This is a genomic window from Rhizobium sp. YTUHZ044 (assembly GCF_051123975.1).
Lineage (GTDB): Bacteria > Pseudomonadota > Alphaproteobacteria > Rhizobiales > Rhizobiaceae > Rhizobium.
Genome location: NZ_CP101427.1, coordinates 20,300 through 44,563 on the forward strand (window position 1 = coordinate 20,300; position 24,264 = coordinate 44,563).

24 protein-coding genes are annotated in these 24,264 nt (G+C 60.7%); 15 read left to right on the forward strand and 9 right to left on the reverse strand.

The window, feature by feature from the left end; translation table 11 throughout:
• Positions 1-2: 2 nt before the first annotated feature.
• The 6 genes from ehuD to doeB are packed head-to-tail and all read left to right on the forward strand — an operon-like array spanning position 3 to position 5,667.
• A complete protein-coding gene (ehuD, locus tag NL154_RS22905; RefSeq protein ID WP_221127060.1) occupies positions 3-662 on the forward strand; it encodes an ectoine/hydroxyectoine ABC transporter permease subunit EhuD in 660 nt (219 codons plus the stop codon).
• A gap of 1 nt (position 663) precedes the next feature.
• The gene (eutA, locus tag NL154_RS22910) at positions 664-1,443 is read left to right on the forward strand and encodes an ectoine utilization protein EutA (RefSeq protein ID WP_210631916.1); all 780 of its coding nucleotides are present in this window, start codon (positions 664-666) and stop codon (positions 1,441-1,443) included.
• Between the two features lie 4 nt (positions 1,444-1,447).
• On the forward strand, positions 1,448-2,449 hold the full coding sequence (gene eutB / locus NL154_RS22915; protein WP_210631917.1) for a hydroxyectoine utilization dehydratase EutB: 1,002 nt from the start codon (positions 1,448-1,450) through the stop codon (positions 2,447-2,449).
• Complete coding sequence (gene eutC / locus NL154_RS22920) at positions 2,446-3,438, forward strand: ectoine utilization protein EutC (protein WP_434734253.1); 993 nt, start codon at positions 2,446-2,448, stop codon at positions 3,436-3,438. The genes eutB and eutC overlap by 4 nt, the downstream gene beginning before the upstream one ends.
• Before the next feature lie 32 nt (positions 3,439-3,470).
• Complete coding sequence (gene doeA / locus NL154_RS22925; protein WP_210631919.1) at positions 3,471-4,652, forward strand: ectoine hydrolase DoeA; 1,182 nt, start codon at positions 3,471-3,473, stop codon at positions 4,650-4,652.
• A gap of 7 nt (positions 4,653-4,659) precedes the next feature.
• Positions 4,660-5,667, forward strand: a complete 1,008-nt coding sequence (doeB, locus tag NL154_RS22930; protein ID WP_210631920.1) for a N(2)-acetyl-L-2,4-diaminobutanoate deacetylase DoeB — start codon at positions 4,660-4,662, stop codon at positions 5,665-5,667.
• A gap of 44 nt (positions 5,668-5,711) precedes the next feature.
• Here the strand turns inward: doeB and NL154_RS22935 are convergent, their stop codons facing one another.
• Positions 5,712-7,529 carry a methyl-accepting chemotaxis protein gene (locus tag NL154_RS22935; protein ID WP_210631921.1) on the reverse strand — a complete coding sequence of 606 codons (1,818 nt, stop codon included), beginning with the start codon at positions 7,527-7,529 and terminating at the stop codon, positions 5,712-5,714.
• 241 nt (positions 7,530-7,770) lie between these two features.
• Here NL154_RS22935 and NL154_RS22940 point away from each other — a divergent pair, with 241 nt between their 5' ends.
• Both NL154_RS22940 and NL154_RS22945 read left to right on the forward strand, forming a co-directional pair.
• Positions 7,771-8,019 (forward strand): type II toxin-antitoxin system VapB family antitoxin, encoded by a 249-nt coding sequence (locus NL154_RS22940; RefSeq protein WP_210631922.1) that lies wholly within the window; start codon positions 7,771-7,773, stop codon positions 8,017-8,019.
• Positions 8,016-8,429, forward strand: a complete 414-nt coding sequence (locus tag NL154_RS22945) for a type II toxin-antitoxin system VapC family toxin (RefSeq protein ID WP_210631923.1) — start codon at positions 8,016-8,018, stop codon at positions 8,427-8,429. Before NL154_RS22940 ends, NL154_RS22945 begins: the two co-directional genes overlap by 4 nt.
• Positions 8,430-8,534: 105 nt before the next feature.
• On the opposite strand, the gene NL154_RS22950 is transcribed toward NL154_RS22945, so the two are convergent.
• The 8 genes from NL154_RS22950 to NL154_RS22985 all read right to left on the reverse strand — a co-directional run bounded on the left by NL154_RS22950 (position 8,535) and on the right by NL154_RS22985 (position 16,524).
• Positions 8,535-8,783, reverse strand: a complete 249-nt coding sequence (locus NL154_RS22950; RefSeq protein WP_434734254.1) for a hypothetical protein — start codon at positions 8,781-8,783, stop codon at positions 8,535-8,537.
• A 242-nt stretch (positions 8,784-9,025) separates the two neighbouring features.
• On the reverse strand, positions 9,026-10,111 hold the full coding sequence (locus NL154_RS22955; RefSeq protein ID WP_434734255.1) for a DUF5666 domain-containing protein: 1,086 nt from the start codon (positions 10,109-10,111) through the stop codon (positions 9,026-9,028).
• On the reverse strand, positions 10,108-11,001 hold the full coding sequence (locus NL154_RS22960) for a DUF6502 family protein (RefSeq protein WP_434734256.1): 894 nt from the start codon (positions 10,999-11,001) through the stop codon (positions 10,108-10,110). The genes NL154_RS22955 and NL154_RS22960 overlap by 4 nt, the downstream gene beginning before the upstream one ends.
• Before the next feature lie 262 nt (positions 11,002-11,263).
• Positions 11,264-11,527: a DnaT-like ssDNA-binding protein gene (locus tag NL154_RS22965; RefSeq protein ID WP_434734257.1), complete on the reverse strand. Its 264-nt coding sequence runs from the start codon at positions 11,525-11,527 to the stop codon at positions 11,264-11,266.
• Positions 11,528-11,537: 10 nt separating this feature from the next.
• Positions 11,538-12,584, reverse strand: a complete 1,047-nt coding sequence (locus NL154_RS22970; protein ID WP_434734258.1) for a flagellar hook-associated family protein — start codon at positions 12,582-12,584, stop codon at positions 11,538-11,540.
• 2 nt (positions 12,585-12,586) lie between these two features.
• Positions 12,587-14,047 (reverse strand): flagellar hook-associated protein FlgK, encoded by a 1,461-nt coding sequence (gene flgK / locus NL154_RS22975; RefSeq protein ID WP_434734259.1) that lies wholly within the window; start codon positions 14,045-14,047, stop codon positions 12,587-12,589.
• A 13-nt stretch (positions 14,048-14,060) separates the two neighbouring features.
• Complete coding sequence (locus tag NL154_RS22980; protein WP_434734260.1) at positions 14,061-15,353, reverse strand: flagellar hook protein FlgE; 1,293 nt, start codon at positions 15,351-15,353, stop codon at positions 14,061-14,063.
• Positions 15,354-15,660: 307 nt separating this feature from the next.
• The gene (locus NL154_RS22985) at positions 15,661-16,524 is read right to left on the reverse strand and encodes an EF-hand domain-containing protein (protein ID WP_434734261.1); all 864 of its coding nucleotides are present in this window, start codon (positions 16,522-16,524) and stop codon (positions 15,661-15,663) included.
• Positions 16,525-16,686: 162 nt separating this feature from the next.
• On the opposite strand from NL154_RS22985, the gene NL154_RS22990 reads away from it, so the two are divergent.
• The 7 genes from NL154_RS22990 to NL154_RS23020 all read left to right on the forward strand — a co-directional run bounded on the left by NL154_RS22990 (position 16,687) and on the right by NL154_RS23020 (position 24,262).
• The gene (locus NL154_RS22990; RefSeq protein WP_210631925.1) at positions 16,687-17,334 is read left to right on the forward strand and encodes a TetR/AcrR family transcriptional regulator; all 648 of its coding nucleotides are present in this window, start codon (positions 16,687-16,689) and stop codon (positions 17,332-17,334) included.
• Positions 17,335-17,543: 209 nt separating this feature from the next.
• Positions 17,544-19,727 carry a DUF1217 domain-containing protein gene (locus tag NL154_RS22995; protein WP_434734262.1) on the forward strand — a complete coding sequence of 728 codons (2,184 nt, stop codon included), beginning with the start codon at positions 17,544-17,546 and terminating at the stop codon, positions 19,725-19,727.
• A gap of 357 nt (positions 19,728-20,084) precedes the next feature.
• Positions 20,085-20,924, forward strand: a complete 840-nt coding sequence (locus tag NL154_RS23000; RefSeq protein ID WP_210631927.1) for a transporter substrate-binding domain-containing protein — start codon at positions 20,085-20,087, stop codon at positions 20,922-20,924.
• A 162-nt stretch (positions 20,925-21,086) separates the two neighbouring features.
• The gene (locus NL154_RS23005; RefSeq protein WP_221124574.1) at positions 21,087-21,749 is read left to right on the forward strand and encodes an amino acid ABC transporter permease; all 663 of its coding nucleotides are present in this window, start codon (positions 21,087-21,089) and stop codon (positions 21,747-21,749) included.
• 5 nt (positions 21,750-21,754) lie between these two features.
• Positions 21,755-22,414, forward strand: a complete 660-nt coding sequence (locus NL154_RS23010; RefSeq protein ID WP_085781604.1) for an amino acid ABC transporter permease — start codon at positions 21,755-21,757, stop codon at positions 22,412-22,414.
• A gap of 12 nt (positions 22,415-22,426) precedes the next feature.
• A complete protein-coding gene (locus NL154_RS23015; protein WP_221156726.1) occupies positions 22,427-23,197 on the forward strand; it encodes an amino acid ABC transporter ATP-binding protein in 771 nt (256 codons plus the stop codon).
• A 315-nt stretch (positions 23,198-23,512) separates the two neighbouring features.
• On the forward strand, positions 23,513-24,262 hold the full coding sequence (locus NL154_RS23020; protein WP_210631930.1) for a GntR family transcriptional regulator: 750 nt from the start codon (positions 23,513-23,515) through the stop codon (positions 24,260-24,262).
• Positions 24,263-24,264 lie beyond the last annotated feature (2 nt).

A 24,264-nucleotide genomic window follows, 5' to 3' on the forward strand; every position in this document is an offset into this window, starting at 1 on the left:
ATATGGAATGGGATTGGGACTTCGTCTGGCAGATCATGCCGACCCTTCTCGAAGGGTTCAAGATCACCATTCTCGCGACTATCCTCGGCGCTGCTGTCGCCATGGTCGCAGGCCTCGCGCTTGCCATCGCGCGGCGGTCACCGGTCGCCGTCATTTCCAGAACGGTCGGCTTCGTCTCTGAATTCATCCGCGGTACGCCGCTGCTGGTGCAGCTCTACTTCATCTTCTACGTCCTGCCGGATATCGGCATCCGGCTGTCGCCGCTCACCGCCGGCGTCATCGGCATGGGCATTCATTATGCGACCTATACGGCCGAGGTCTATCGCGCCGGCATCGAGAACGTTTCGCGCGGACAATGGGAGGCGGCCAAGGCCACCAATCTGACGACGCGCCAAGCCTGGATCCACGTGATCTTGCCGCAGGCGATCCCGCCGATGATCCCGGCGCTCGCCAATTATTTCATCGCCATGTTCAAGGAAACGCCGCTGCTGTCGGCGATCACCGTGCTGGAATTGATGAACCAGGCCAAAAGTATCGCCAATAGCAACTATCGCTATATTGAACCCATGACGCTCGTCGGCGTCTTCTTCCTCGTCATCAGCTTGATTTCGGTTGTCGGATTGCGCTGGCTCGAGGAGCGCTATGCCAGGGTGGATGACTGACATGACGGCATCGATCGAGATCATTCCCGCCGGCCGACTGCCACGGCTGGACGACCGGCCGCTGGAAAAGCGCATCGGCCTCGTCATCCTGGCGACCGACCACACGACGGAAGTCGACTTCCGGCGGATGGTCGCCAGCGACCGTATCGGCGTCTATGTCAGCCGCATCCACTACGCCAATCCGGTGACACCGGAGAATCTCCTGAAGATGCAGCCGTCGCTGACCCAAGGCGCAGGGCTCATTCTGCCGGATGAGACGCTGGATGCCGTCATGTATTCCTGCACCTCCGCCTCTGTTGTCATCGGCGACCGCAAGATCGAGAAAGCGATCCATGCGGCCAAACCCGGCGTTCCCGTTGTGATGCCAACGGCGGCGGCTGTGAAAGCCCTGAAGGCGTTCGGCGCCAGGCGGATTTCCGTGCTGACGCCTTATACAGTCGAAACCAGCCGGCCGATGGCGGATTATTTCACCCGTCTTGGTTTTGCGATCGATCTCTTTACCTGCCTCGGTCTGAGCGACGACCGCGAGATGGCACGGATTGCGCCGGATGACATTGCAGCCTTCGCCCGCCAGGCGCTGGCGCCGCAATCCGATGCACTGTTCATTTCCTGCACTGCAGTGCGCGCCGCACAGGTCGCCGCCCGCATCGAAGCCGAGACCGGCAAGCCGGTGGTGACCAGCAATCTCGCCACCGCCTGGGCCTGCCTGCGGCTCTGTGGCGATGATCAGGCGCGGCCCGAACTCGGTCGGTTGATGACCAGACCCTATGGGGAAGGCTGAGCGCATGAAGGGTCTCCTGCCAGTTTCGATGGAGGATATCCGTGCGGCGGCGCACCGGATCGCCGGCCGTGTTGTGGAAACGCCGATCGTGTCGTCGGCATCGCTCGGCGAGATCGCGGGCGTTCCGGTCTGGCTGAAGCTCGAACATCATCAGACGACGGGCAGCTTCAAGCTTCGCGGGGCGACCAATGCGGTAGCGTCATTGTCGCCGGCGGAACGCGTGCGTGGCGTCGTCGCCGCCTCGACGGGAAATCACGGCCGGGCGCTTGCCCATGCGGCGAAGGCACAAGGCATGGTCGCGACGATCTGCATGTCGCGGCTGGTGCCGGCGAACAAGGTTTCAGAAATCCGCCGTCTGGGTGCCGATGTGCGCATCGTCGGTCGATCACAGGACGAGGCGCAGGAGGAGGTGGACCGGTTGGTGCGAGAGCAAGGGCTGGTGATGGTTCCGCCTTTTGACCATCCGGCTGTCGTAGCCGGGCAGGGAACGCTGGGGCTCGAGATCGTCGATGCATTGCCGCAGACAGCCACGGTTCTGGTGCCGCTCTCGGGCGGTGGCCTTGCCGCGGGCGTTGCCGCCGCGATCAAGGGCGTCAATCCGAAAACGAGAGTGATCGGCCTGACGATGGAACACGGCGCCGCGATGAAAGCGAGCCTCGATGCCGGACGGCCGGTGCAGGTCGAGGAAGTGAGAAGCCTTGCGGATTCGCTCGGCGGCGGCATCGGCCTCGACAATCGCGTGACTTTCACCATGTGCCAGGCGCTTCTCGACGAGGTCGTCCTGCTGACGGAGGCGGAGATCGCCGCAGGCATGCGTCATGCCTATGCCTGCGAGCGCGAGATCATCGAGGGGGCGGGAGCGGTCGGAATAGCAGCGCTGCTGGCGGGCAAGATCAGCTCCGGCGGCCCGGTCGTTGCGATCCTTTCCGGGCGAAATGTCGACATGGAACAGCACCGCCGGGTGATCAACGGCGAGGGTACGGCATTCACGGAAGGTGGCCCATGAACCGCATGATCATTCTGACGGAAGCGGAATTGCGCAAGATCGTGGTGCTCGATCGCGATGCGGTCGCCTGCATCGAGCAGGCTTTCGCGGCGCTTGCCACGAAGGCAGTCGCCATGCCGCCAATTCTGCGGCTCGACATTCCGGAATATCGGGGTGAGGTCGATGTGAAGACCGCCTATGTTCCGGGCATTGAAGGTTTCGCCATCAAGATCAGCCCCGGTTTCTTCGACAATCCAAAGATCGGACTGCCGAGCACCAATGGCATGATGGTGCTGCTGTCCAGCCGGACCGGCCTGGTGCAGGCGCTGCTTCTGGACAATGGCTATCTCACGGATGTGCGCACCGCGGCAGCCGGAGCCGTCGCCGCGAAATACTTGTCACGGCAAGACTCCAGCGTGGCCGCAATTTTCGGCGCCGGAATGCAGGCTCGGCTGCAACTCGAAGCACTGACGCTGGTGCGGCCTATCGCCGAGGCCAGGATCTGGGCCCGTGATGCCGCCAGGGCGCAGAAGGCAGCGGCCGAATTGAGCGGGAAACTTGGATTTCCCGTCAGTGCCGCCTCGGATCCGAGAGAAGCAATCTCCGGCGCCGATATTATCGTGACCACCACGCCTGCGGAAAAACCGATCGTCGAAGCCGAGTGGCTCGAACCCGGGCAGCATCTGACAGCCATGGGGTCGGATGCGGAGCACAAGAACGAAATTGATCCGGCGGCCATCGTCCGGGCCGGTCTTTATGTCGCCGACAATCTGAAACAGACGCGCCGCCTCGGCGAATTGCACCACGCAATCGAAGCCGGCCTGGTCGCGGCCGATGCCGAGCTTGCCGAGCTCGGCCGGATCGTTTCCGGTCGGACGGCGGGCAGAACGAGCAGCGACCAGATCACCATTGCCGACCTCACCGGCACCGGCATCCAGGACACTGCTATCGCCACCCTTGCCTTCGCCCGCGCCGGCGCGATGATGGCGGGGACCACATTCGAAAGCTGACCGGCGCGGCGCCGGAAAAGAAGGGAAGAAACATGACCCAGCCCAATCTGAAGTTTTCGCTCGGCGAATATGCCGCGCGGCTGGAAAAAACACGGCGTGCCATGGAAGCGAAGGGTGTGGACCTGCTTGTTGTCAGCGATCCCTCGAACATGGCCTGGTTGACCGGCTATGACGGTTGGTCCTTCTACGTGCACCAGGCGGTGATCGTGCCGCCGCAGGGTGAGCCGATCTGGTTCGGCCGCGGCCAGGACGCCAATGGTGCCAAGCTCACCGCCTATCTCACGCACGACAATATCGTCGGCTATCCCGATCACTACGTGCAATCCACCGAGCGTCATCCAATGGATTACCTCTCCGGCATCCTGACGGAGCGCGGCTTTGCCAAGCTGACGATCGGCGTCGAGATGGACAATTACTGGTTTTCGGCCGCCGCCTTCGCCGCGCTGCAGAGGCATCTGCCGAATGCGCGCTTCGTCGACGCGACCGCGCTGGTCAACTGGCAGCGCGCGGTCAAGAGCGAGACCGAAATAAAGTACATGCGCAATGCGGCCCGGATCGTGGAAGCCATGCACGCCCGCATCTTCGACAAGATCGAAGTCGGCATGCGCAAGTGCGATCTGGTGGCGGAAATCTATGATGCCGGCACGCGCGGCGTCGACGGCATCGGCGGCGACTATCCGGCCATCGTGCCGCTGCTCCCGTCCGGCGTCGAAGCATCCGCACCGCATCTGACCTGGGATGATCGGCCGTTGAAGAAGGGGGAGGGCACCTTCTTCGAGATTGCCGGCTGCTACAACCGCTATCATTTGCCGCTGTCGCGCACCGTCTTCCTCGGCAAGCCGACGCAGGCCTTTCTCGACGCCGAAAAAGCGACCCTGGAAGGCATGGAAGCCGGTCTTGCGGTCGCCAGACCCGGCAATCGCTGCGAGGATATCGCCAATGCCTTCTTCACGGTGCTGAAGAAATACGGGATCGTCAAGGACAACCGCACGGGTTACCCGATCGGGCTTTCCTATCCGCCGGACTGGGGCGAGCGCACCATGAGCCTGCGGCCAGGCGACCGGACGGAGTTGAAGCCCGGCATGACCTTCCATTTCATGACCGGCCTCTGGCTCGAGGACATGGGTTTCGAGACGACGGAGAGCATCCTCATCACCGAGAGCGGTGTCGAATGCCTCGCCAGCGTTCCGCGCAAGCTGATGGTCAAGGATTGAGGCTGTCATGACAGAGACTGGCTTGCGGCCGTCGCCGATCAGCGCGACGGTGGATTTCGCCGCCGAGGGCGTCCAGCACGGTTTCCTGAGGCTGCCCTACAGTCGCGACGATTCCGCTTGGGGCTCGGTGATGGTTCCGATAACGGTCATCAGGAACGGCAAGGGACCGACGGCGCTCCTGACCGGCGGCAATCACGGCGACGAGTACGAGGGGCCGATCGCGCTCTTCGATCTCGCCCGTTCGCTGCAGGCAGAGGAGGTGAGCGGCGCTGTCATCATCGTGCCGGCAATGAATTACCCGGCATTCCTTGCGGGAACCCGGACCTCGCCGATCGACAGAGGCAACATGAACCGCAGCTTCCCGGGTCGTCCGGACGGTACGGTGACCGAAAAGATCGCCGATTATTTCCAGCGTGTGCTTCTGCCGATGGCGGATCTCGTGCTCGACTTCCACTCCGGCGGCAAGACGCTCGATTTTCTCCCGTTCTGCGCAGCGCACATCCTGCCGAACAAACAACAGGAGGCGCAGGCTTTCGATTTCGTGACAGCCTTTGCCGCACCCTATTCGATGAAGATGCTGGAGATCGATGCGGTCGGCATGTACGACACGGCGGCCGAGGAGATGGGCAAGATCTTCATCACGACCGAACTCGGCGGTGGAGGTACTGCCACGGCCAGAACAGCGGCGATCGCAAAACGCGGCACGATCAACGTGCTGCGGCATGCCGGTATCGTCGCCGGTGCCGTCGATACCGGGCCAACGACCTGGCTTGATATGCCGGACGGCCGCTGTTTCTCCTTCGCGGAACAGGGCGGGTTGATCGAACCCGCCATCGACCTCGGCGAAGCGGTCGCCAAGGATGCTGTCATCGCCCGCATCTATCCGACCGGGAGGACGGGTGAGGCGCCGCGCGAGATCCGTGCCGCCATGGACGGCATTCTCTGTGCGCGGCATTTCCCGGGGCTGGTCAAATCAGGCGACTGCGTTGGGGTCGTGGCGATTGTGACGAACTGAAATGACGGCGGGCGTGTGAGATGAATGTCACCCCTCGATCTGTGTCAAGCCGCCTTGCGCGCTCTTGACCCGGCAGCTGCCGCATTGGTTTGGAAGCGACCGACAATTCCTTCCAGCGTCTGCGTCTGGCTGCCGAGCGCGCGGCAGGCTGAGACCGTTTCCGCGGCCATGGCGGCGTTGTGCTGCGTGACCTCATCGAGCGCGTTGACGGAGGCGTTGATTTCCCCGATCGCCACCGCCTGCTCGGAGGAAACCGAAACGATGCGGGCGATCAGGCCGGCGACCTGCTCGACCTGACCTTCGATTTCCGTAAGCGCCCTGCCGGTGCGGTTGACAAGCTCCACGCCGGTGGAAACCTGAGACGATGACGTGGAAATCAGAGATCTGATCTCCTTGGCGGCGTTGGCTGATCGAAGAGCGAGCTCGCGCACTTCCTGCGCCACAACGGCGAAGCCTTTGCCGGCCTCGCCGGCGCGGGCGGCTTCGACGCCGGCGTTGAGCGCCAGAAGATTGGTCTGGAAGGCGATCTCGTCGATGACGTTGACGATCTCGCCGATCTGGGCGGACGAACCTTCGATCTTCTGCATGGCGGCGATCGCATCGCGAACGATGGCCGCCGAATGTTCGGCGCTGCTGCGCGTCTCGGCCATCATGCCGGTCGCCTTGCCGGCATGGTTCGAAGCATCCTTGGCCTTGGCGTTCATTTCGCCGAGCGCACTCGTAGCCTCTTCAAGCATCGCTGCCTGCTGTTCGGTGCGTAATGCAAGGCTGTCGGCGGCATCCGTGATGCCGGCGGAGGAGCTGCCGACCTGCCTGGAGGTCTGGGCGACCTCCGCAATTGAGGCGGAAAGCGCGTTCATGCTGTCGTTGAACTTGGCGCGCAAGCTCTCATAGGCGGCGGCAAAGGATGTCGTGATACGGCAATCAAGATTGCCGTGCGACAGCTGGTCCAGGCCATATGTCAACTCGTTGATAACTGTTTCGCGTGTCCGCTCCTCGGCCGCCTTCTCGGCCATTTGGCTGCGCTCGCGTTCGAATTCGGCATCGCGAAGGGCCGCTTCGCGCTTTTGCGCGTCCTGGCGTTCCAGCGCATTGCGACGGAAGACCGCGACTGCCTTGGACATGGCGCCGATCTCGTCTGAACGGTTCGCATAGGGAACTTCGGTTGAAAAATCGCCCTCGGCAAGGTTGCGCATATAGGCCTTCATGCCGTCGAGCGGCACGATTGCCCGGCGGCGCAGGAGATAGAGCCCCGCCAGCAGCAGAGTGAAGGAGCCGAAGCCGGCAGCGCCCGCACAGATCGTCCAGGTCACGATTTCCGAAGCTGCGTTCTTTTCCTCGCCCTTCAGGAAAGCGTCGGAATTGGCGACGAGCTTCTCTACAGCATCCTGGTGCGCATGGAAGGCGACGCGCAATTGCTCGATCGCGCCGTGGGCCCTGTCTTCATCCTTTGCTTTCAGGGCCGGGATGATCTCGCGGTTCATCACGTCCCAGAATGCATCGCCCTTCGTCAGCACATCGTTTTCAAGCTCGTCCTTCAAAGCCTGCGGCAGCCTGGTGGTTTTCCAATAGGCGCGACGGTCGTCGTAAGCGGCTTTCAGATTGGCGATCTTCGCCAGATTGGTTTCGGTGAGTTCGGGGAATTTGCTCGCCTCGAAGGAGAGCATATAGGACTCGACCACGAAGAGCGGCGGCGGCAATATATCGGCGATGAGATCCTTGCCGTAGACCACCTGCTCGTAAACCGGGCCGTTGACTTTCAGCCTTTCAAGCGCCGATTGCTGCAATCCAATCGACATGAAAAGACCGGCTGAAACGGCGATGCCAAATGCCACCAGGCTGCGCGCAATGGTAAATGCCAAGACTCTCTCCAAATAACTTTGGGCTTCTCTTCTTCGATATGCCTGATTTACACATGCCATTATTTCTCAAGAACGCTGAGATATGGTTAATTCTTTAGAATGTGGGAGGCTCCAAAAGATCTTCCCAGACTGCCCAAAATTGGGGTGATCCGCGAAACGCGCTATTCTAGGTATCAAGCCGTCAATTGCCATCTTGATGGCGCATCTGGAGCGCGCTATATCTGTCGTAAAGGAAATTAACATGGCCGAACCCCAGCTTTCCGTACGAAGTGCAAGGGCGCGTGACCTTGCTCATCGACTCGCCCGCCGCGAAAACCGCTCGATAGCCGATATCGTCGAGCGGGCGCTGGAATCCTATGAAATACGCGAGGCCGGCCGTGAGCCGGCATCGTCCTTCTACAACAGGCTCTCGCAGCAAAGTGGGACGGATATTGACCTCGAGGCCGTCCTGAAAGAAGACCGGCAGGCGCATAAAGGCATCGAGCTTTGATTTTTCTCGATACCAACGTCGTCTCGGAGACGTTGAGAAAATCGCCTGATGAAGCGGTAATCGCATGGCTGGTTCGTCATGATGCTGAACTGGCACTGCCCACGGTGACGATTGCCGAGATCGCTTTCGGTATCCAGAAGATCCGGCCGGACCAACGAGCCGAGCGCCTCGAACAGGGACTTTCCGACTGGCGGCGCCGCTTCGCGGACCGGATTTTTGGCCTGACCGAAGAAGCCGCTCTTGCCTATGGCGAGATCATGGGGACCGCAGCTCATCAGGGGCGCGGCATGTCGGCGCCGGATGGCATGATCGCAGCTATTGCGAGGGTTAATGGCGGTCGGCTCGCGACGCGAAACCTGAGCGATTTCGTGACCACGAACCTTGAATTGATTTCCCCGTGGGAGTTTTGATCTGAGAAGCACCGCAGCCACGAACCTGAAGCCAAGCCGACCAGTTTTGTAATTTGCCAAGAGACGACGCGATCGTCGCAATACTTACATTGACAACGGCGCCACTCAAGCCAATCGCATCAGCATGTCGTTGAGGTTGCCGATCTCTCGCAGCAATTCGATCAGCCTGTCCGTGTCGTCTTGGCTGAGCCGGCCGCTTCCGCCGCTTTTATCCCAGAGATGCTGGAATTGCTGGCTCATCTCACGCGCGCTATGCATGATTTCGATGATTTGCGCGCGGTTTTCCCAGGTTGTAACGACGGTCGGTTCGTCCGTCTCCATCGGCATCTCGGGCTCGCGTTGCAGCAAAAGCAATGTCCGTTTCCTCTTCGGTGACGAGGGTTTGGTTCGGATCGGCCTTCGGCGGCCATTCATCGTGAGGTTACGCGGGAACGCGTTATTCGCTTGAAAGCAATGGAAAATCAACGATTGGATAGCGGGTGTGGGGCGGTATCCGCTAGCCAATCGGCAAGCCCTGTTTCGGAATCATCCGAATGAGGGATCGCAGCAACAATAAATGGGAAATTTTCCCATTTGTCAAACGCGCAGTTGCACCGTCAGGGCTGGCCCGGAAAATCCGGTGGTGGGCCGGGTGGCGGCCCCGGCGGCGGACCGTTCGGCCTGGGTCCCGGTCCTGGTCTGCCCGGGCCGGAAAAGCCGTCAGGACCGGCTCTGCCAAAGGGCGGGTGGTCATGCGGCGGACCGCCCGGGAAACCGCCCGGCGGCCGGGAATCGAAGCCCCCGGGAGGATGCGGGTTTGGAAAGCCGGTTATTCTGTTCGAATCCCGCACGCCGACATCAACGAAGCCGTGACCATCCGGGGATAGCCGCATCGACCCGAAAGGCGGCGAACCCCCGAAGCCTGATCTCGGTCCGTCCTTGTCGCTCGCCCGGAAGGTCTCGATGTTGACGGTACCGCGTTTGAGACCCGGCACTATGGGTTCGGGCTGAATGCGGGTGATGACCAACCGATCGGCCGCTGTCTTGAGATGCACGATGGTTTGCTTGCCGACCAGTTGACGGTGCGCGCCTCCGAGCGAAAGGCCGCCGATCAGGACGCGATTGCCGCTCTTGACGGGGATCCCGCGGACATGGGCGCCATCCGAGAAGGAGCGGGGCTCAATGCGCCGGGCTACGATCGTGCCGTCTGGTTTGCGAATGCCGAAGACGGCCACCCGTTTGCCTTTCCGCAGGCCCTTCATCGCCAGACCGGATGTGTCGACGGTTTGCGAGAGGATCGTTATCGAAGCCTTGCGCACCCGGTCGATACGGCCCTGGACCTCGCTGACGATCGTGATGCGCGCGGCGCGCTTTCCCGTCAGCAGCACACGGGCGACATGCCCGACCTTCATCGCGCTGGCGCGAACACGCCGCCCATCGATCTCGATCGGCGTCGCCGCGCTGAACGGTATGTGGATATCGTTGACGATGATGCTTCCAAAACCCTGGATGGTGCCGACGATGCCGGTTCCGCCGATGCCGTGGTCTTCATTCTCGCCACCGCCCTGGATGGAGGTGCCGGACCCGCCGATCCCATGGTCGGAGGTGCCGGTCGACTGCGCCGCGGCAAATTTCGGCTTCAGGATCTGAAGCGCTATGCCGGCCAGCAGAAACTGTCTTCTCGAGATCATCGACGGGCTCATTCGTCCGCCTCCGTCTTGGAAGCAGCGTCCGCCCGGGAATCCGTATCACTCTCTTCGGTCATGACATAGAGCCCGGCGATCCAGCGGCTGTTGCCGCCGGGATCGTCCTTGATCGCCTGATGGGCGACCTTGTTGAGCTTCAGAAGCAGCGCCATCGCTTCCTCGCGCGCAAGCGCGTCGAGTCGGGCGGCAAGCGCCGGAGATATACCGTCATAATGAACCGCGCGCTCGAAATAGGGCGGAGGGTCGTTCATCAGGTTCGAGACGGACGCCTGCACGTGATCGCGAAGATTGCGGGTGAAATAATGCCGGCGGGCATCGTCGCCGGCATTCGGGACGATCGATGAGAGGTCGAGCCGGACGCGGCCCTCTTCATCGAGAACGACGATGCCCCTGTCCAGCCAGTCGTCCAGGATGGAGCGGGGATGGACATCCTTGGTGATATCGCTCACCAGGCTCTCGAAGGACGGGCTGCCGTCGCTGGAGGTGCGGGGCAGGGCGCTTGGCCTATCCTCGGCATCGCAATAGAGCGGGTCGGCCAGCCAGCGGGCAAGGATGCGGCTCGTTTGCGAAGCGCCGACGGTCAGCAACGATGCCGCAATCTCCTGTCCGCGCAGCCGGTTGACGTCCTTGCGGTGGACGCCTGTCAGAAGCGAGATGCGGCTGTCGGTCGGCTGCTTGTTCGGCAGCGCGAAGTCCTTCTCGGCAACCTCGATATAGAGCCGGCGAAGAATTGCCGAAAAGGCGGTGAAGTTGAAGCCGGAAGCGAGCGCGAGCTTGACCAGCGGGCGCAGCACGCGGACGAGCATGGCCTGCAAGGTCTCTTCGGAGAAGGGTAGCTTCGCGCGCGGCTTCGACATCAAGAACACACTCGGTCTCTGAAAGACCATTGCCGGCAGACTTCGATAGCCGCCTTCACTCTCCTAAGGCAAAGTCCGAAACGCCGCAACGGACGAGCCCCATGCAAGATCGGCCTACGCCGCACTTCCTGCCAAACTGGCCGCGATCGTGCCGCCATAGGGAAGATATTTCGCGCCGTCTGTCAATGCGTTACCGGATGCGGCTCGGGCGAGAGCACCCTCCGTGGCTCCAGTCGATCAGCCGGTCGATCCGCGCAATCTTGTGGAAAACCTCGAAGACGTCGAATGCCGCTCACTTTTCGATATGGCCCGCCAGTAGCTCGCAAAGCTCGAATATTTCAGGCGGCGTGGTGGTCATTTCGACGCCGTCATCGGTGAACACACCGGATCGCGGCCACGCCCGCGCCTGCTGCTCATTGAGCTTGCAACCGACGAATGGAATCGTATCGATGATGCCGGAGGCAAGCGCGAAGGCTGCTTCCGCCACGATTTCGGAGCAGGACGTGTTTAGCTCGTTTTTTAAGGCCGGGATCTGCAGCCGCTTGAGTTCGCGCATTTTCAATCCGTCAGAGATAGTTGACCAGGCTAAGATTCTGGAGTTTCGAGACGAGCGTGTAGGCGGTTTCCAGCTGCGTCTGCAGCTGGTTGACGAGCGTCGAAGCCTCATAGGTGTCGACGCCCTGCAGGTCGACGAGCTTTCCTTGCAGCAGGCTCGACTGGGCATCGAGCGCGTCATTTGCCTTTTCGAGCCGCTCCTGCGAGAGGCCGAGCTCGCTCTGCTGCGTCACAATGCCCGAGGTCGCCTGGGCCGCGTAGCCGATCGCCTTGGATGCGACGGTGCTCTGCGCGTCCGAACTGAGATCCTGGCCGAAGAGTGCGGAGACGACGACGGAGGCAAGCGCGAGGTAACGCATGCCTTCGGAATTCGCATTGGTCGATGAGGTTATGGTCTCCGATGCGCTGATCCGGCTCGTCATGTCGGTGCTCGATGCGCTCGACCAGCCGCTCGAAGCGTCTGTCCAGCTGCTTTCGGAGAACATCGGCTCGACCGTGTCGGTAATGAAACTGCCGATTTCCTCGCCCGTCAGCTCACTGACGTCTTTTCCAAGACCGGTTGCATAATCGTTGAGCGCCGTGATGATCGTATCCGAGACCGCCGTGGATTGATCGGTCAGGGGTTGGCTGTCGAGGTTCGTTCCGCCGAACAGGAATTCGCCATTGACTGAGGTGTTGGCCGTCGAGATCAGCTGCGACATCGTGGCGTCTGCCGATTGCAGGGCGACAGCGATGCTCGTCGTATCATGGCTCGCCTGAAGCGCGGTCAGCTTGGAGACCAGGCTGTCGCCGGCATCCTTGAGGCTGGAAAGAGCGGTTTGGGAGGCTTCCATGCGGAGCGCGACGACGGAATTGCTCATTTTGAATGAGGCGGCCTGGGCGATCGCGCTGGTAAGATTGATCGATTTTGCGGCGCCGCTCCCGAGGGAAACGCCGATATCGGCGTAAGTTCCAGTCGTCGCCTCCGTCGAGGCCTGCTGCAGCTTGTTTTGGGACTGGCTGATGGTGAGCCGCAAAACATTCTGCATTGCCGATGATGAGACAAAAGATGCTTTCATGACTAGCTCGCTATGTCGAGGAGCGACTGGAACATCTCGTCGATGACGTTCAGGATCTTCGTCGCCGCTTTGTAGGATTGTTCGATGTCGAGAAGGAGCGTCAGCTCCTCGTCGAGGTTGACACCGGTTTCGTTGGAAAAGTCCTCGTCGGATCGAGACAGGGCGGCGGCCGTGGTTTCGGAGGCCGACGTCGCGTCGCTGCGATATTGTTCGAGCCAGCCGATGGAGGCGCTGGCATAGTCCGTCAGGCTTTGGGTTGTGGCGAGACCGGCGTCGGCGGAGAACGAGCGTTGCTCCGTCAGCGCCTGATAGAGGGCGTCGAGATTGTCGGAGAAACCGTTATCTCCGGAGGTGTTGAGATTGGTGATGCCGCTAATCGTTCCGTCGCGCAGCTTGGTCGCATCGCCGCCTTCGCTCGTGACGACGGCGGGATTGACCGAGATGGTGGAGGCAATCCCGGTAATATCGTCGGTATCAGACGGCGTTTCGCCCGTTGTCTCCGATGCCGTCGTCCAGGTAAAAAGTCCCGGTGCGCTCGTGCTGCCGTCGGTTTCCGAGAAGACCTGGACGAGGGCCTTGCCGATCTGGTCGAGCTGGTCCTGGAATGTCGGGGCGATCTCGTCGCGGAGCTGCAGCAGCGCCTGCAGGCTGCCCGAGGCACTCGTCGTCGAACCCTCGCCGGCATCGAGCGCCACGCCGTCGATATAGATGGCATTGCCCTCGGTTCCGGCGACATACGTTGCCGTCGATGCGAATGTGACGGTGCGCGGTATGGTCTCGAACAGCACGGTGCCGTCCGGGGTATAGAGTGCCATGTCGTTATTGTCGCGCACGACGGAGGTGACGCCGACGATCGAGGAGATCTGCTTCAGGAGCTTTTCCCATTCGTCGAGCGCCGAGGACGTATCGTCGCCGGTCGATGTCGCCAGCCTGACCGCATTGTTGGCCGCCTCGAACTGCGACAGCAGCGTATTCAGCGAGGAGATCTGCGTGGCGATTTCCGCGTCCGCCTCGGCTCTCATCGACTGGACGCCGTCGCTCGCGGTATTCAGCGAATTGGCGAGATCCTGCGCGGCGGTAACGGCCGATTGCGCGGCGGTCGTGTTGCTCGGCGACGTCGCATATGTCTGAAGCGCCTCCTGGAATGCCGCGAGATAGGTGCTCGGCGACGTCTCGTAGTCATTGCCGCCCATCAGCGACTGCAGGCTTTCGAGGCCGGTCACGAGCGTCTGCTGGGCGCTGTCCTTGGCGTTGGATTGCAGGTACTGGGCAAGGAGCGCAGTTTCCTGCGCCCGGCTGATGCTGACGACCTGGGCGCCGGAAAGAGATGTCGTGATCGACGCCTCCCGCCTGACATAGTTGGAATTTCCGACATTGGCGATGTTGGTCGAGACGACGCTGCTCTGCTGGCCGGTATTGTTGAAAATATTCTGCACACTGTTCAAGGCTGACGTCAGCGACATCTGGGCGCTTCCTCTATCGCTTCAGGTTGACGAGGACATCCATGATGTCGGAGCCGGTCTGAAACACCTTCGAATTGGCGGTGTAGCTGCGCTGCGCCTCGATCATCTCCGTCAATTCGCCGGCGAGATCGACATTCGAGCTTTCGAGCGCGCCGGACTGGATGGAGCCGAGCCCGTTCGTCTGCGGAAAGCCGGTGACGGTGACGCCGGACATGTTGTTGGCGGTGTAGACGTTGCCGCTGAGCAGGGTCAGATTGTCGGGGCTTGCGACCGTCGCGAGAGGGATCTGGTAGAGGGATTTCGTCGTGCCGTTGGCATAGGAGACCGACACCACGCCGTCCGTGCCGATCGAGACCGAGCTCACCGCGCTTGCGGCCTGGCCGTCGGCCGAGCCCGTCGCCGAAAAATCGGAGGCGAGCTGGGTGAAGTCGGAATAGTCCATGGTGATCGTCTTTGCCGTCACCGGATCGACGATGTCGGTATCCGTCGCTGACGTTAGCTGGCCATCGGCATCGAAAGAGAGCGTTGCGACGCTCACCGCACTGGAGGAGTAGGGGAAGGAGGTCGTGCCGCCGGTCGCCGCATCGGCATTGCGGTAGGCCGCAACCTCCCAGCTGCTGCCGGTGACCGCGCCGCTGGCATCGGTCGTGACACCCGTCTTGGTGAAATAGTAGTCGTACTGGACGGTGGCGCCGAGGCTGTCATAGGCGACCAGCGACATTTTCTGCGTATCGCCGGTGACGCTTGTGGTGTTGGCGCTCGGCAGCGTGGTGGTATCGGTGACGACGGTCGCCTCGGAATTCAGGTTGCCGCTAAAATAGGCGCTCGTCGAGGCGATCGCGCTCAGACCTGATTGGGATACGTTGACCGGCACCTGCCCGTCGAAGCCGTTGACGACAACAGCCGGCACGCCTGAATCATAGGAATATCCCATCAGTGTGTAGCCGGCGCTGTTGACCAGGTTGCCATCGCTGTCGACCGAGAAATCGCCGGCGCGGGTGAGTACCGGCGTGCCGTCGGCGCTTTCGACGATGAAGAACCCGTCTCCGGAGATCGCCAGATCATAGGCCGAGGTCGTATAGGAAATGTCGCCCTGCTCGGAAATCGCCTGGCGCACGGATGTCTGGACGCCGCCGGAATTGTAATTACCCGAGGAGGACGGCAGGACCAGCGACGAAAAGGAGGTGGAAACGGCCTTGTAGCCGACGGTGTTGGCGTTGGCGATGTTGTCGGAAACCGTGCTCAGCCGGTTTGCCTGCGCGCTCATGCCGGAGACGGCGGTTTTCATGCTTCCAAAAATGCTCATAGCTCGATCCTTCAAGGTTTGGGAACATGCCATGTGACGACAGGCTTCCAGGGCCTGGATTGCGGGCGCAAGACATCGTCAGGCGCCGGGCATAGGCCGGTTCCGGTCGATGATCTGATTGTCTGGACTGACCCCGTGATGGCTCTCGTCGCGTCGGTTCATCCGAGCGTGTGACATCGTGCGCCTGATACCGCGCACCATTCGAATAATAAGAAGCGGCCCGGCCGAAGGCTCTCAACCGCCGTGCCGCTTCAGTCCGTCGCCATTGCAGTCCTCCAGAAACCGCAACTACGACGTCCTGCCGGCGTCAGGCCGCGGACTGTGTGGACAATGAACCGGTGCCTGAGGTGTCGAGCAGATCGAAGAGCTGGCTCGCCTGGCTTTCGGTGACATCGTCAGGCTTGCCGGCCATGAATTCGTCGAGGCTCACCACCTCATCTCCATTCGTATCGAGATCGGAAAGCAGGGAGGCGAACTGGTCTTCGTCCTCGGACGGCGGCGGCCCCTGGGGACGCTCCGACTGCTGGGCGGACATGGCTTGGGTTGCCGCGTCGACCGACAGCGAACCGGCGCCCTCGCTGTCGAAGCTGTCGAACAGCGTTCCTGTCTGATTTTCGCTGACATCGGACGGACGGCCTGCGACGAATTCGGCCTTGCTGACGAGTCCGTCGCCATCGGTATCGAGATCGGCGAGCATGGACGCCAGCTGATCATCGTCGCCTGGCGGCGGCGGGGGCGCGCCATCGGGACGTTCCGACCGCTGGGCGGACATCGCCTCGGCGAGTGCATCGACCGACAGCGAGCCTGCGCCTTCGCTGTCGAAGCTGTCGAACAGCGTTCCTGCCTGATCCTCGCTGACATCGGACGGCCGGGCCGCGACGAACTCGGCCTTGCTCACATAGCCGTCGGTATCCAGATCGGCAACGTCCATGCCTGCGCCGCCGTCGGCTTCGCCGGTGGAGCCGGACTGGTCGAAACGGTTCATTGCCAGCGTCACCAGCTGGGCCATCAGTTTGTCGGCGCTGCTGGACGAGTCTTCGTCGAGCTGCCTGCTTGTGGTTGATTTTTTCGCCGAAACCGTACTACAGGATAGGATGTCCTGGGATGTGGATGTCGAGCTCTTGCTATAGGAATGGGAAGAGACTGACGTGGCGGCCGAAATGGTCGTCATAGGCGCTCCATCGCTTGAGGGTGGGGATGCAACGCATTACAGAACTTATGGGTTCTCTAAATCGAATTTACTAATGCCACAACCGAAAAAATCATCCCTCAGAAATAACAGGCTGCTTCTCGCGATCGTTGGCATGCGCGTCGGCAAAGCGGTCTGATCGTCATGGATATCGTCGACGACCCCGCAGATGAGCCGCGCAAAAGAGGCAGGCCTAAAGTCTCCAGCGATGAAGACAAGCGGACGCATATCGTCGAGGTCGCCCGCCGCGTTTTCGTAAAATACGGTTATGCCGGAAGCACGACCGCGATCGTCGCCTCGGAGGCGGGTGTCTCCAAGCAGACGCTCTACAAGCTGTTTCAGAGCAAGGAAGAGCTGTTTGCCGCCGTGGTCGGCGCGCATCGGCGCCTGATGCTCGACCTGCCGAGGCCTGCCGAAGATATCTCGATCGCCGAGAGTCTCGAGCGTATCTTCATGATCGACATGGACGAGGATACGGATGCGGAACGCGCCGGCTTCCTACAGCTTGTCTTTCGCGAAGCGGCTCAGTTCCCCGAGCTTATCGACATTCTCCAGCGCGAAGGCATACTCGCCAGCCGGCAGCATCTCGCCGACTGGCTGAGCGATCGCCGGTCGGAAGGTAGGCTGTCGCTGGATGATCCGGAGAGCGGCGCCCGCATGCTGATGGATATGATCTTTGGCGGCATGGGCCCTCCGGAAGGCCGCGTGCAAGCCTGGCCGGACCGGACCCTGATGCTGGCCCATCTTCACCGCTGCATCGCGATCTTCGCCGCCGGTGTCGGGGCCGCTTGAACTGGTGGTGGAGATCCCTCGATTTCAAGCTTCCAATTCCCGATTGGATGATTTATAGAACTATAGAGTTCCATTAAGTCGATTCGGCCACATGCAGGTGGCTGTGCTTCGCCATGACCGGCGACGATATTCCCGTAAAGACGAAAAGTTCCACCGTGGCTGCCGGCAGGCTTTCACGCGCGTTGACGCGCCTATGAAGAGGACGGACGTTGGTTTCCACCTATGTAAGCTATCTCGCGGTCGCGCGAAATCTGAACGCCAGTCTCTCCAGCGTTGCGTCTCAGGCCACGGTTGCTCGCGACAGCGCCTATTACAAGGAAAACATCGGCAAGGTCACGACCGTCGATGAATTCATGAGCGATTACAAGCTCTATTCCTATGCGATGAAGGCCTACGGCCTCGAAGACATGACCTACGCCAAGGCCTTCATGAAGAAGGTGCTGGAGAGCGACCTCAGCGATTCATCGAGCTTCGCTATCAGCTTGAGCGACGGCCGCTATGCCGAGTTCGCCGCCGCCTTCAAATTCTCCGGCGAGACGAAGACGGCGCAATCGGATGCGCAGCGGGACAATCTGCTTGATACTTACGAAGACTCATTCGACACCGAGGCCGAGAACATCGAGGACGAGACCGATTATTTCGAGGAGAATATCTCGTCGATCACATCCGTCGACGAGTTGCTGTCGAGCTCGCGGCTGAAGAACTATGTGCTGACGGCTTTCGGTCTCAGCACCGAATACACATCGACCAGCTTTCTCAAGGATGTTCTGACGAGCGATCTCGACGATGCCGACAGCTTCGTCAATCAGCTCGACGATGATGTCTATGTCAGCCTGGCAAAGGCCTTCAATTTCAGCCAGGACGGCTCGGTCGACGGCGAGGTGATGTCGGAAGACCAGCTATCGCTGGTGACAAGCGCTTATGCCGTGGCATCATCGACGATCGCTTCTACGGAGACCGGGGAGGCTTATGATACTTATTTCGCTGCTCAGATCGGAAACATCACCTCTGTCGATCAATTAATGAGCGACGACAAGCTGGTGTCCTATCTCAGAACAGCCTACGGTCTTTCCGACACCGAAACTGACAATTTCATCTCCGCGGCCCTGAAAAGCGCCGACACCGCCGACGCGATCGGCTTGTCCGACCTGCACGACGCCTTCAATTTCGATGAGGACGGCGCGCTTGCCGACGGCGACACGGCCCAGACGTCGGAACAGACGGCCGCGACCACGGCGGCCTTCGATGAAAACTACCAGGTGCTGATCGCCAATACCGACACGGAAGATGCGGTTGACAACTATACGACACGCATTGCCAGCGTCACCTCGATCGACGATTTCCTGGTGTCGAACGGCGATGATGACGATGACGACAACGACGATCTCCCTGAATTATGGGAGATGGCGCTGCGGGCATTTGGCATAGACTCCGGCGAGGTCTCGAAAAGCGAAGTCCGGAAGATCCTCGAAAGTGATCCCAGCGATCCGAAGAGCTATGTCAACAGCTTGAAGGACGATCGGTTCGAGGCGTTTCGCAATGCCTTCAACTTCGACAGCGAAGGCGATGTGACCGTCCCGCTGCAGGCGATGTCGGAATCGGTCGTCGATGACTATGCCGCCTATTACAAGCAGAACAAGATCCGATATTTCGAAGGTGACGAGCTGACCGAGGCGACCGACGCCGCGGATGAGGAGATCACCTATTTCCGTGACCAGATGGCGACGATCACCTCTGCCAGCGAGTTTCTCGCTGACGACCGGCTGGTTGCCTTTGCGCTTCAGGCGAAGGGCTTGGATCCGGAGGACGTCACGTCGGACGACCTGGAGAAGATGTTTTCGTCCGATCTCGACGACGAAGACAGCTACGTCAACAAGCTCGAAGACAACCGCTTCGCCGAACTGGTCGGCTCGTTCAATTTTGACCAGGACGGCAATATCTCGGCTGATCCTACCGGGACGGTGCAGCAGCGCGGCGACGTCTTGGAAACGGTCGACGCCTATGTCAGGCTGACGCTCGAGGATGATCAGGGCGACAGCAACACCGGCGTGCGCCTTGCACTCTATTTCGAACGCAAGGCACCGGAGATCTCGAGTGCCTATGACATTCTGGGCGACAGCGCGCTGTTCGAATTTTTCACCACGAGCTTTAACCTGTCCCGCTATGTCTCGAATATGGACGTCGACAAGCAGGCCGAGATGATCGAGAATTTCATCGACATCAAGGACCTCGCCGATCCGGACAAGGTCGACGATCTGATCAAGCGCTTTACCGCCATGTACGATATGGCGAACGGCACCGGCACCACGTCGACGGCGCTTTCCATCCTGACCGGCTCGGCGACGATCAGCGCCGATACGCTGCTTGCGATGGCACAGTTGAAAGGCGGCTGAGAAAGTCGCTTATCCGGCGGGTAACGCCCCTTCAAAAAGAGACCGTGTGGTAAACCCCATCAAGGGCCTGTGAATATTCGCGCTGCACGCCGGCCTGGCGGCGATGAACGCCTATTGCGTGGCTGAAAGGCTTCCCCTTCCTATATCGCGGCCCGAAGCTATCGGGCCGCCGCAAGCGCAACCGAAAACCAACCGCAAAATGTTGCGCTGCCGAAAAAACCGCCAAGCACTCTGCTGCGCGTTTTTTCGGCATGCCCCATTGACAATTCACCGCCGATGGCACTTGATATTGAAATCCAATAAAATAGACACATGTCCAGTATATTGGATCATCGAAACATCTACAAGGGGAACGCCATGATCATTTCCTTTCGCGCCGGCCTGATGTCGCTGGCCGTCGCCGCCCTGGTGTCGACGCCTGTGCTTGCCGAGGGCAGCAAGCTCGACGAGGTGCTGGCCCGCGGCCATCTCGTGCTCGGCACGGGCAGCACCAATGCGCCCTGGCACTTCAAGAGCGCGGACGACAAGCTTCAGGGCTTCGATGTCGACATGGGCCACATCGTCGCCAAGGCCCTGTTCGGCGATCCGGATAAGATCGAATTTGTCAACCAGTCGTCGGACGCCCGCATTCCGAACATCACCACCGATAAGGTCGACATCACCTGCCAGTTCATGACCGTTACGGGCGAACGCGCCCAGCAGGTCGCCTTCACCATTCCCTATTATCGTGAGGGCGTCGGCCTGATGCTCAAGGCGGATGGAAAATACGCTGATTATGCCGCTCTGAAGGCTGCCGGCTCCTCGGTCACCATCTCGGTTCTCCAGAACGTATACGCCGAAGCTATGGTGCACGCCGCATTGCCGGAGGCGACCGTCGACCAGTATGAATCCGTCGACCTGATCTATCAGGCGCTGGAGTCGGGGCGTGCCGATGCCGCCGCCACGGACCAGTCGTCGCTCGCCTGGTACATGACGCAGAACCAGGGCCGCTACAAGGATGCCGGCTACGGCTGGAACCCACAGACCTATGCCTGCGCCGTCAAGCGCGGTGATCAGGATTGGCTGAACTTCGTCAACACCGCTCTTCACGAAGCGATGACCGGTGTCGAGTTCGACTTCTATGCCAAATCCTTCAAGACCTGGTTCGGTAAGGATCTGGCGCCGCCGCAGATCGGTTTCCCCGTCGAATTCAAGTGACCGCGATGCGGGGCGGGAGCTTGCTCCCGCTCCGCTGGAACAGGATGATCTCGGTCTAGGTCTGGCTAAGATCTCAGTCCGCTTCTGGATCGAATGATTGGAGATGACGTCGTCCGGCCCGCTCACAGGCTCGGCGGCATGCTCTGGTCTGAAAGGACCCGCATGGGTTACACACTGAACTTCGCTGCCGTCTGGCGCAATTTCGACTTTCTCTTAAGCGGACTTGCCCTCAGCCTCGGCCTTGCCGCGATCTCGATCCTGATCGGGGCCGCAATCGGTCTTGTGATGGCTTTCGCGCTGACGTCGAGGAGCCGCTTCGCGCTCGTGCCGGCGCGCGGCTATGTCACCGTCATTCGCAACCTGCCGATTCTCGTTCTGGTGCTTTTCGCCTTTTTCGCGCTGCCGCAGATGGGCTTGCGCCTCGACAAGATGAAAAGCTTCGTGCTGGTTCTTTCGCTCTATTCCGGGGCCTATCTGGCCGAGGTGTTCCGTGCCGGACTGCTGTCGATCCCGAGAGGGTTGACGGAAGCCGGCCTTGCCATCGGCCTGACGGCAATGCAGATCCGCAGCTCGATCATCGCACCGCTGATGCTGCGCAACGTTCTGCCGTCGCTATCCTCGACGATCATCTCGCTCTTCAAGGACACCTCGCTTGCCGCTGCCATCGCTGTGCCCGAGCTGACTTTTGCCGCCCGCAAGATCAATGTCGAGAGTTTCCGCGTCATCGAAACATGGATGGTTACATCAGCCCTCTATGTCGCCACCTGTTTCCTCATCGCCGCCTTGATGCGCCTCGTCGAGCGCCGTCTTGCCCTGCCGAGATAGTCCCGATGTCTCACACCTTTCTCGAACAACTCTGGATCGCCCGCTACGTCATCATGAACGGCATTGCCATGACGGTGTCGATCTCGCTGCTGGCCATTCTCGCGGGCTCCGTGCTCGGTGTTTTTGTCGGTCTGGCGCTGGTTTACGGCGGCATCGTCTTACGTCTCCTCGTGCGTGCCTATACGGATATCATCCGCGGCACACCGGTGCTCGTGCTCGTACTGGCAAGCTATTATGTCTCCGCCGCGGTCGGTCTCGATCTCGGACCGTTCTCCGCCGGCGTCCTCGCCCTTGCCGTCTTCTGCTCTTCCCATGTCGGCGAAATCGTGCGCGGAGCGCTTCAGGCGATCCCGAAGGGCCAGACCGAAGCGGCCAAGGCGATCGGTCTGACCTTTACCCAGACTTTCACCTCGGTGCTGTGGCCGCAGGCCATGCGCCAGTGTCTGCCGGCCTGGGTGAATACGGCGGCCGAGATGGTGAAGGCCTCGACGCTGCTCTCCGTCATCGGCGTCGCCGAGCTTCTCCTGCGCACGCAGGAGATCATCTCCCGCAATTTCATGAGCCTCCAGTTCTATTTTCTGGCCGGCGGTCTCTATTTCATCGTCAACTACGGCATCGAGCACTTCGGCAAATATGTCGAGCGCAAGACCGCCCTGCCGTCCTGAGGAGACTTTCCGATGGCCAAGACCATTCTCGACATCAAGGGTCTGCGCAAGACTTACGGTATCCACGAAGTTCTCAAGGGGGTCGATTGCGCCGTTCAGGAAGGCGAGGTCATCTCCATCATCGGCTCCTCAGGCTCCGGCAAGACCACCTTGCTGCGCTGCGTCAACATGCTCGAGGAATTCCAGGGCGGCACGATCCGCCTCGACGGCGAGGAGATCGGCTATCACGTCGACGGCGCGACGCGCCGGCGCAAGAGCGAGAAGGAGATTGCCCGTCAGCGCGCCCTGACCGGCATGGCTTTTCAGCAGTTCAATCTCTTCCCGCATATGAGTGCTGCCGAAAACGTCATGCTCGGCCTCGTCAAGGTGAAGAAGATGACGAAACCGGAAGCCCGCATCATTGCCGAAAAATGGCTCGACCGGGTCGGCCTCGCCGCCCGCGCCAACCATTATCCCGGTCAGCTCTCCGGCGGCCAGCAGCAGCGTGTTGCGATTGCCCGCGCCATCGCCATGTCGCCGCGGCTGATGCTGTTCGACGAAGTGACCTCCGCGCTCGATCCGGAATTGGTGGGCGAAGTCCTGCAGGTGATCAAGGGGCTTGCTGCCGATGGCATGACCATGCTGCTCGTCACCCATGAAATGCGTTTCGCCTACGAGGTTTCGTCGCGCGTAATCTTCATGAACCAGGGCGTCATCTGCGAGGAGGGCGATCCGAAGGAAATGTTCGTGCGCCCGAAAACCGAACGGTTGGCGGAATTTCTCAAAACCTCGAGCTTCCACTAAAACCGGCGACGGCGATGGGTTTGCCCCGTCACGCGGGATAGGGTTGTCTTCGACGCCGCAGGTGTTGGCGCGCACGATCGATTGACGACGACTGGCAAAGCGTTGCCCCGGTCCCGATCCGCAGGGTCGGGGGCAAGTCGGTCGGGCCTATGAACTTGCCCCGGCATCGGTGACAGGCCGATGCGGGGGAGGGGCAGCCCCGCATAAATTACAGTCAGTCTGCATGCCTGGCGGGCAAATTTTGCTCGGAGCATCCCAGGCATCTTGGAAATCCTCGGCGCAAAATTTTGGCACGAGCTTTGCTTCCTGTCTTGTATGCAAGATAGCCACGCATCCGAGACCACGCAGAAATCCATTGAGGCAACGATCGTCTCCGGGATCCTTTCTGCCAAGATTCGGCCGGGCACGCGTCTTGGCGAAAATCAGCTGGCGGCGCTCTTCGGCGTGTCCCGAACCCGCGTCCGTGAAGCCATGATGCGTCTGGAGACACGCGGCATCGTGCATGTCAGCCCCCGGCGCGGCTGGTTCGTCGTCGAGCCCTCCGCTGAGGATGCGATCGCCGTCTATGATGCAAGGCGTGTCGTCGAGGCCGGATTGCTGCGCAGCATGGGCGTGCTGACGGAGGAGGGACGCAAGGCTCTCGACGCCCATCTGAACGCGGAGCGGAACGCGATGGCGGCGGGCGACCGCCAGCGCCTGACCTATTTGATGGGCGATTTCCATATCCGCATTGCGGAATTGAGCGGCAACACGATCATCGTCGACATCCTGCGCGACCTGACCGCAAGGACGATCCTCATTTCGATGCTCTATCAATCCGAATTTCATGCGGCGCAGTCCCATGAGGGGCACTGCCGTATTTTCGAGGCCATGCAGGCAGGGGATTTCGTCAGAGCCGCGGAGCTCTCCGTCGAACATCTTGATGAAGTGGAGATGGGCCTCGACCTCACGGCGCGTCCGGATCCGCTTTCGGATCTGCGCAATTCCCTGTCGCTTCCGCCTAAGGCCGCGTTCTCCATCTCCCAGCCGTCAGACCCAAAAATCACACCATCAAAGGAGCAATGAAC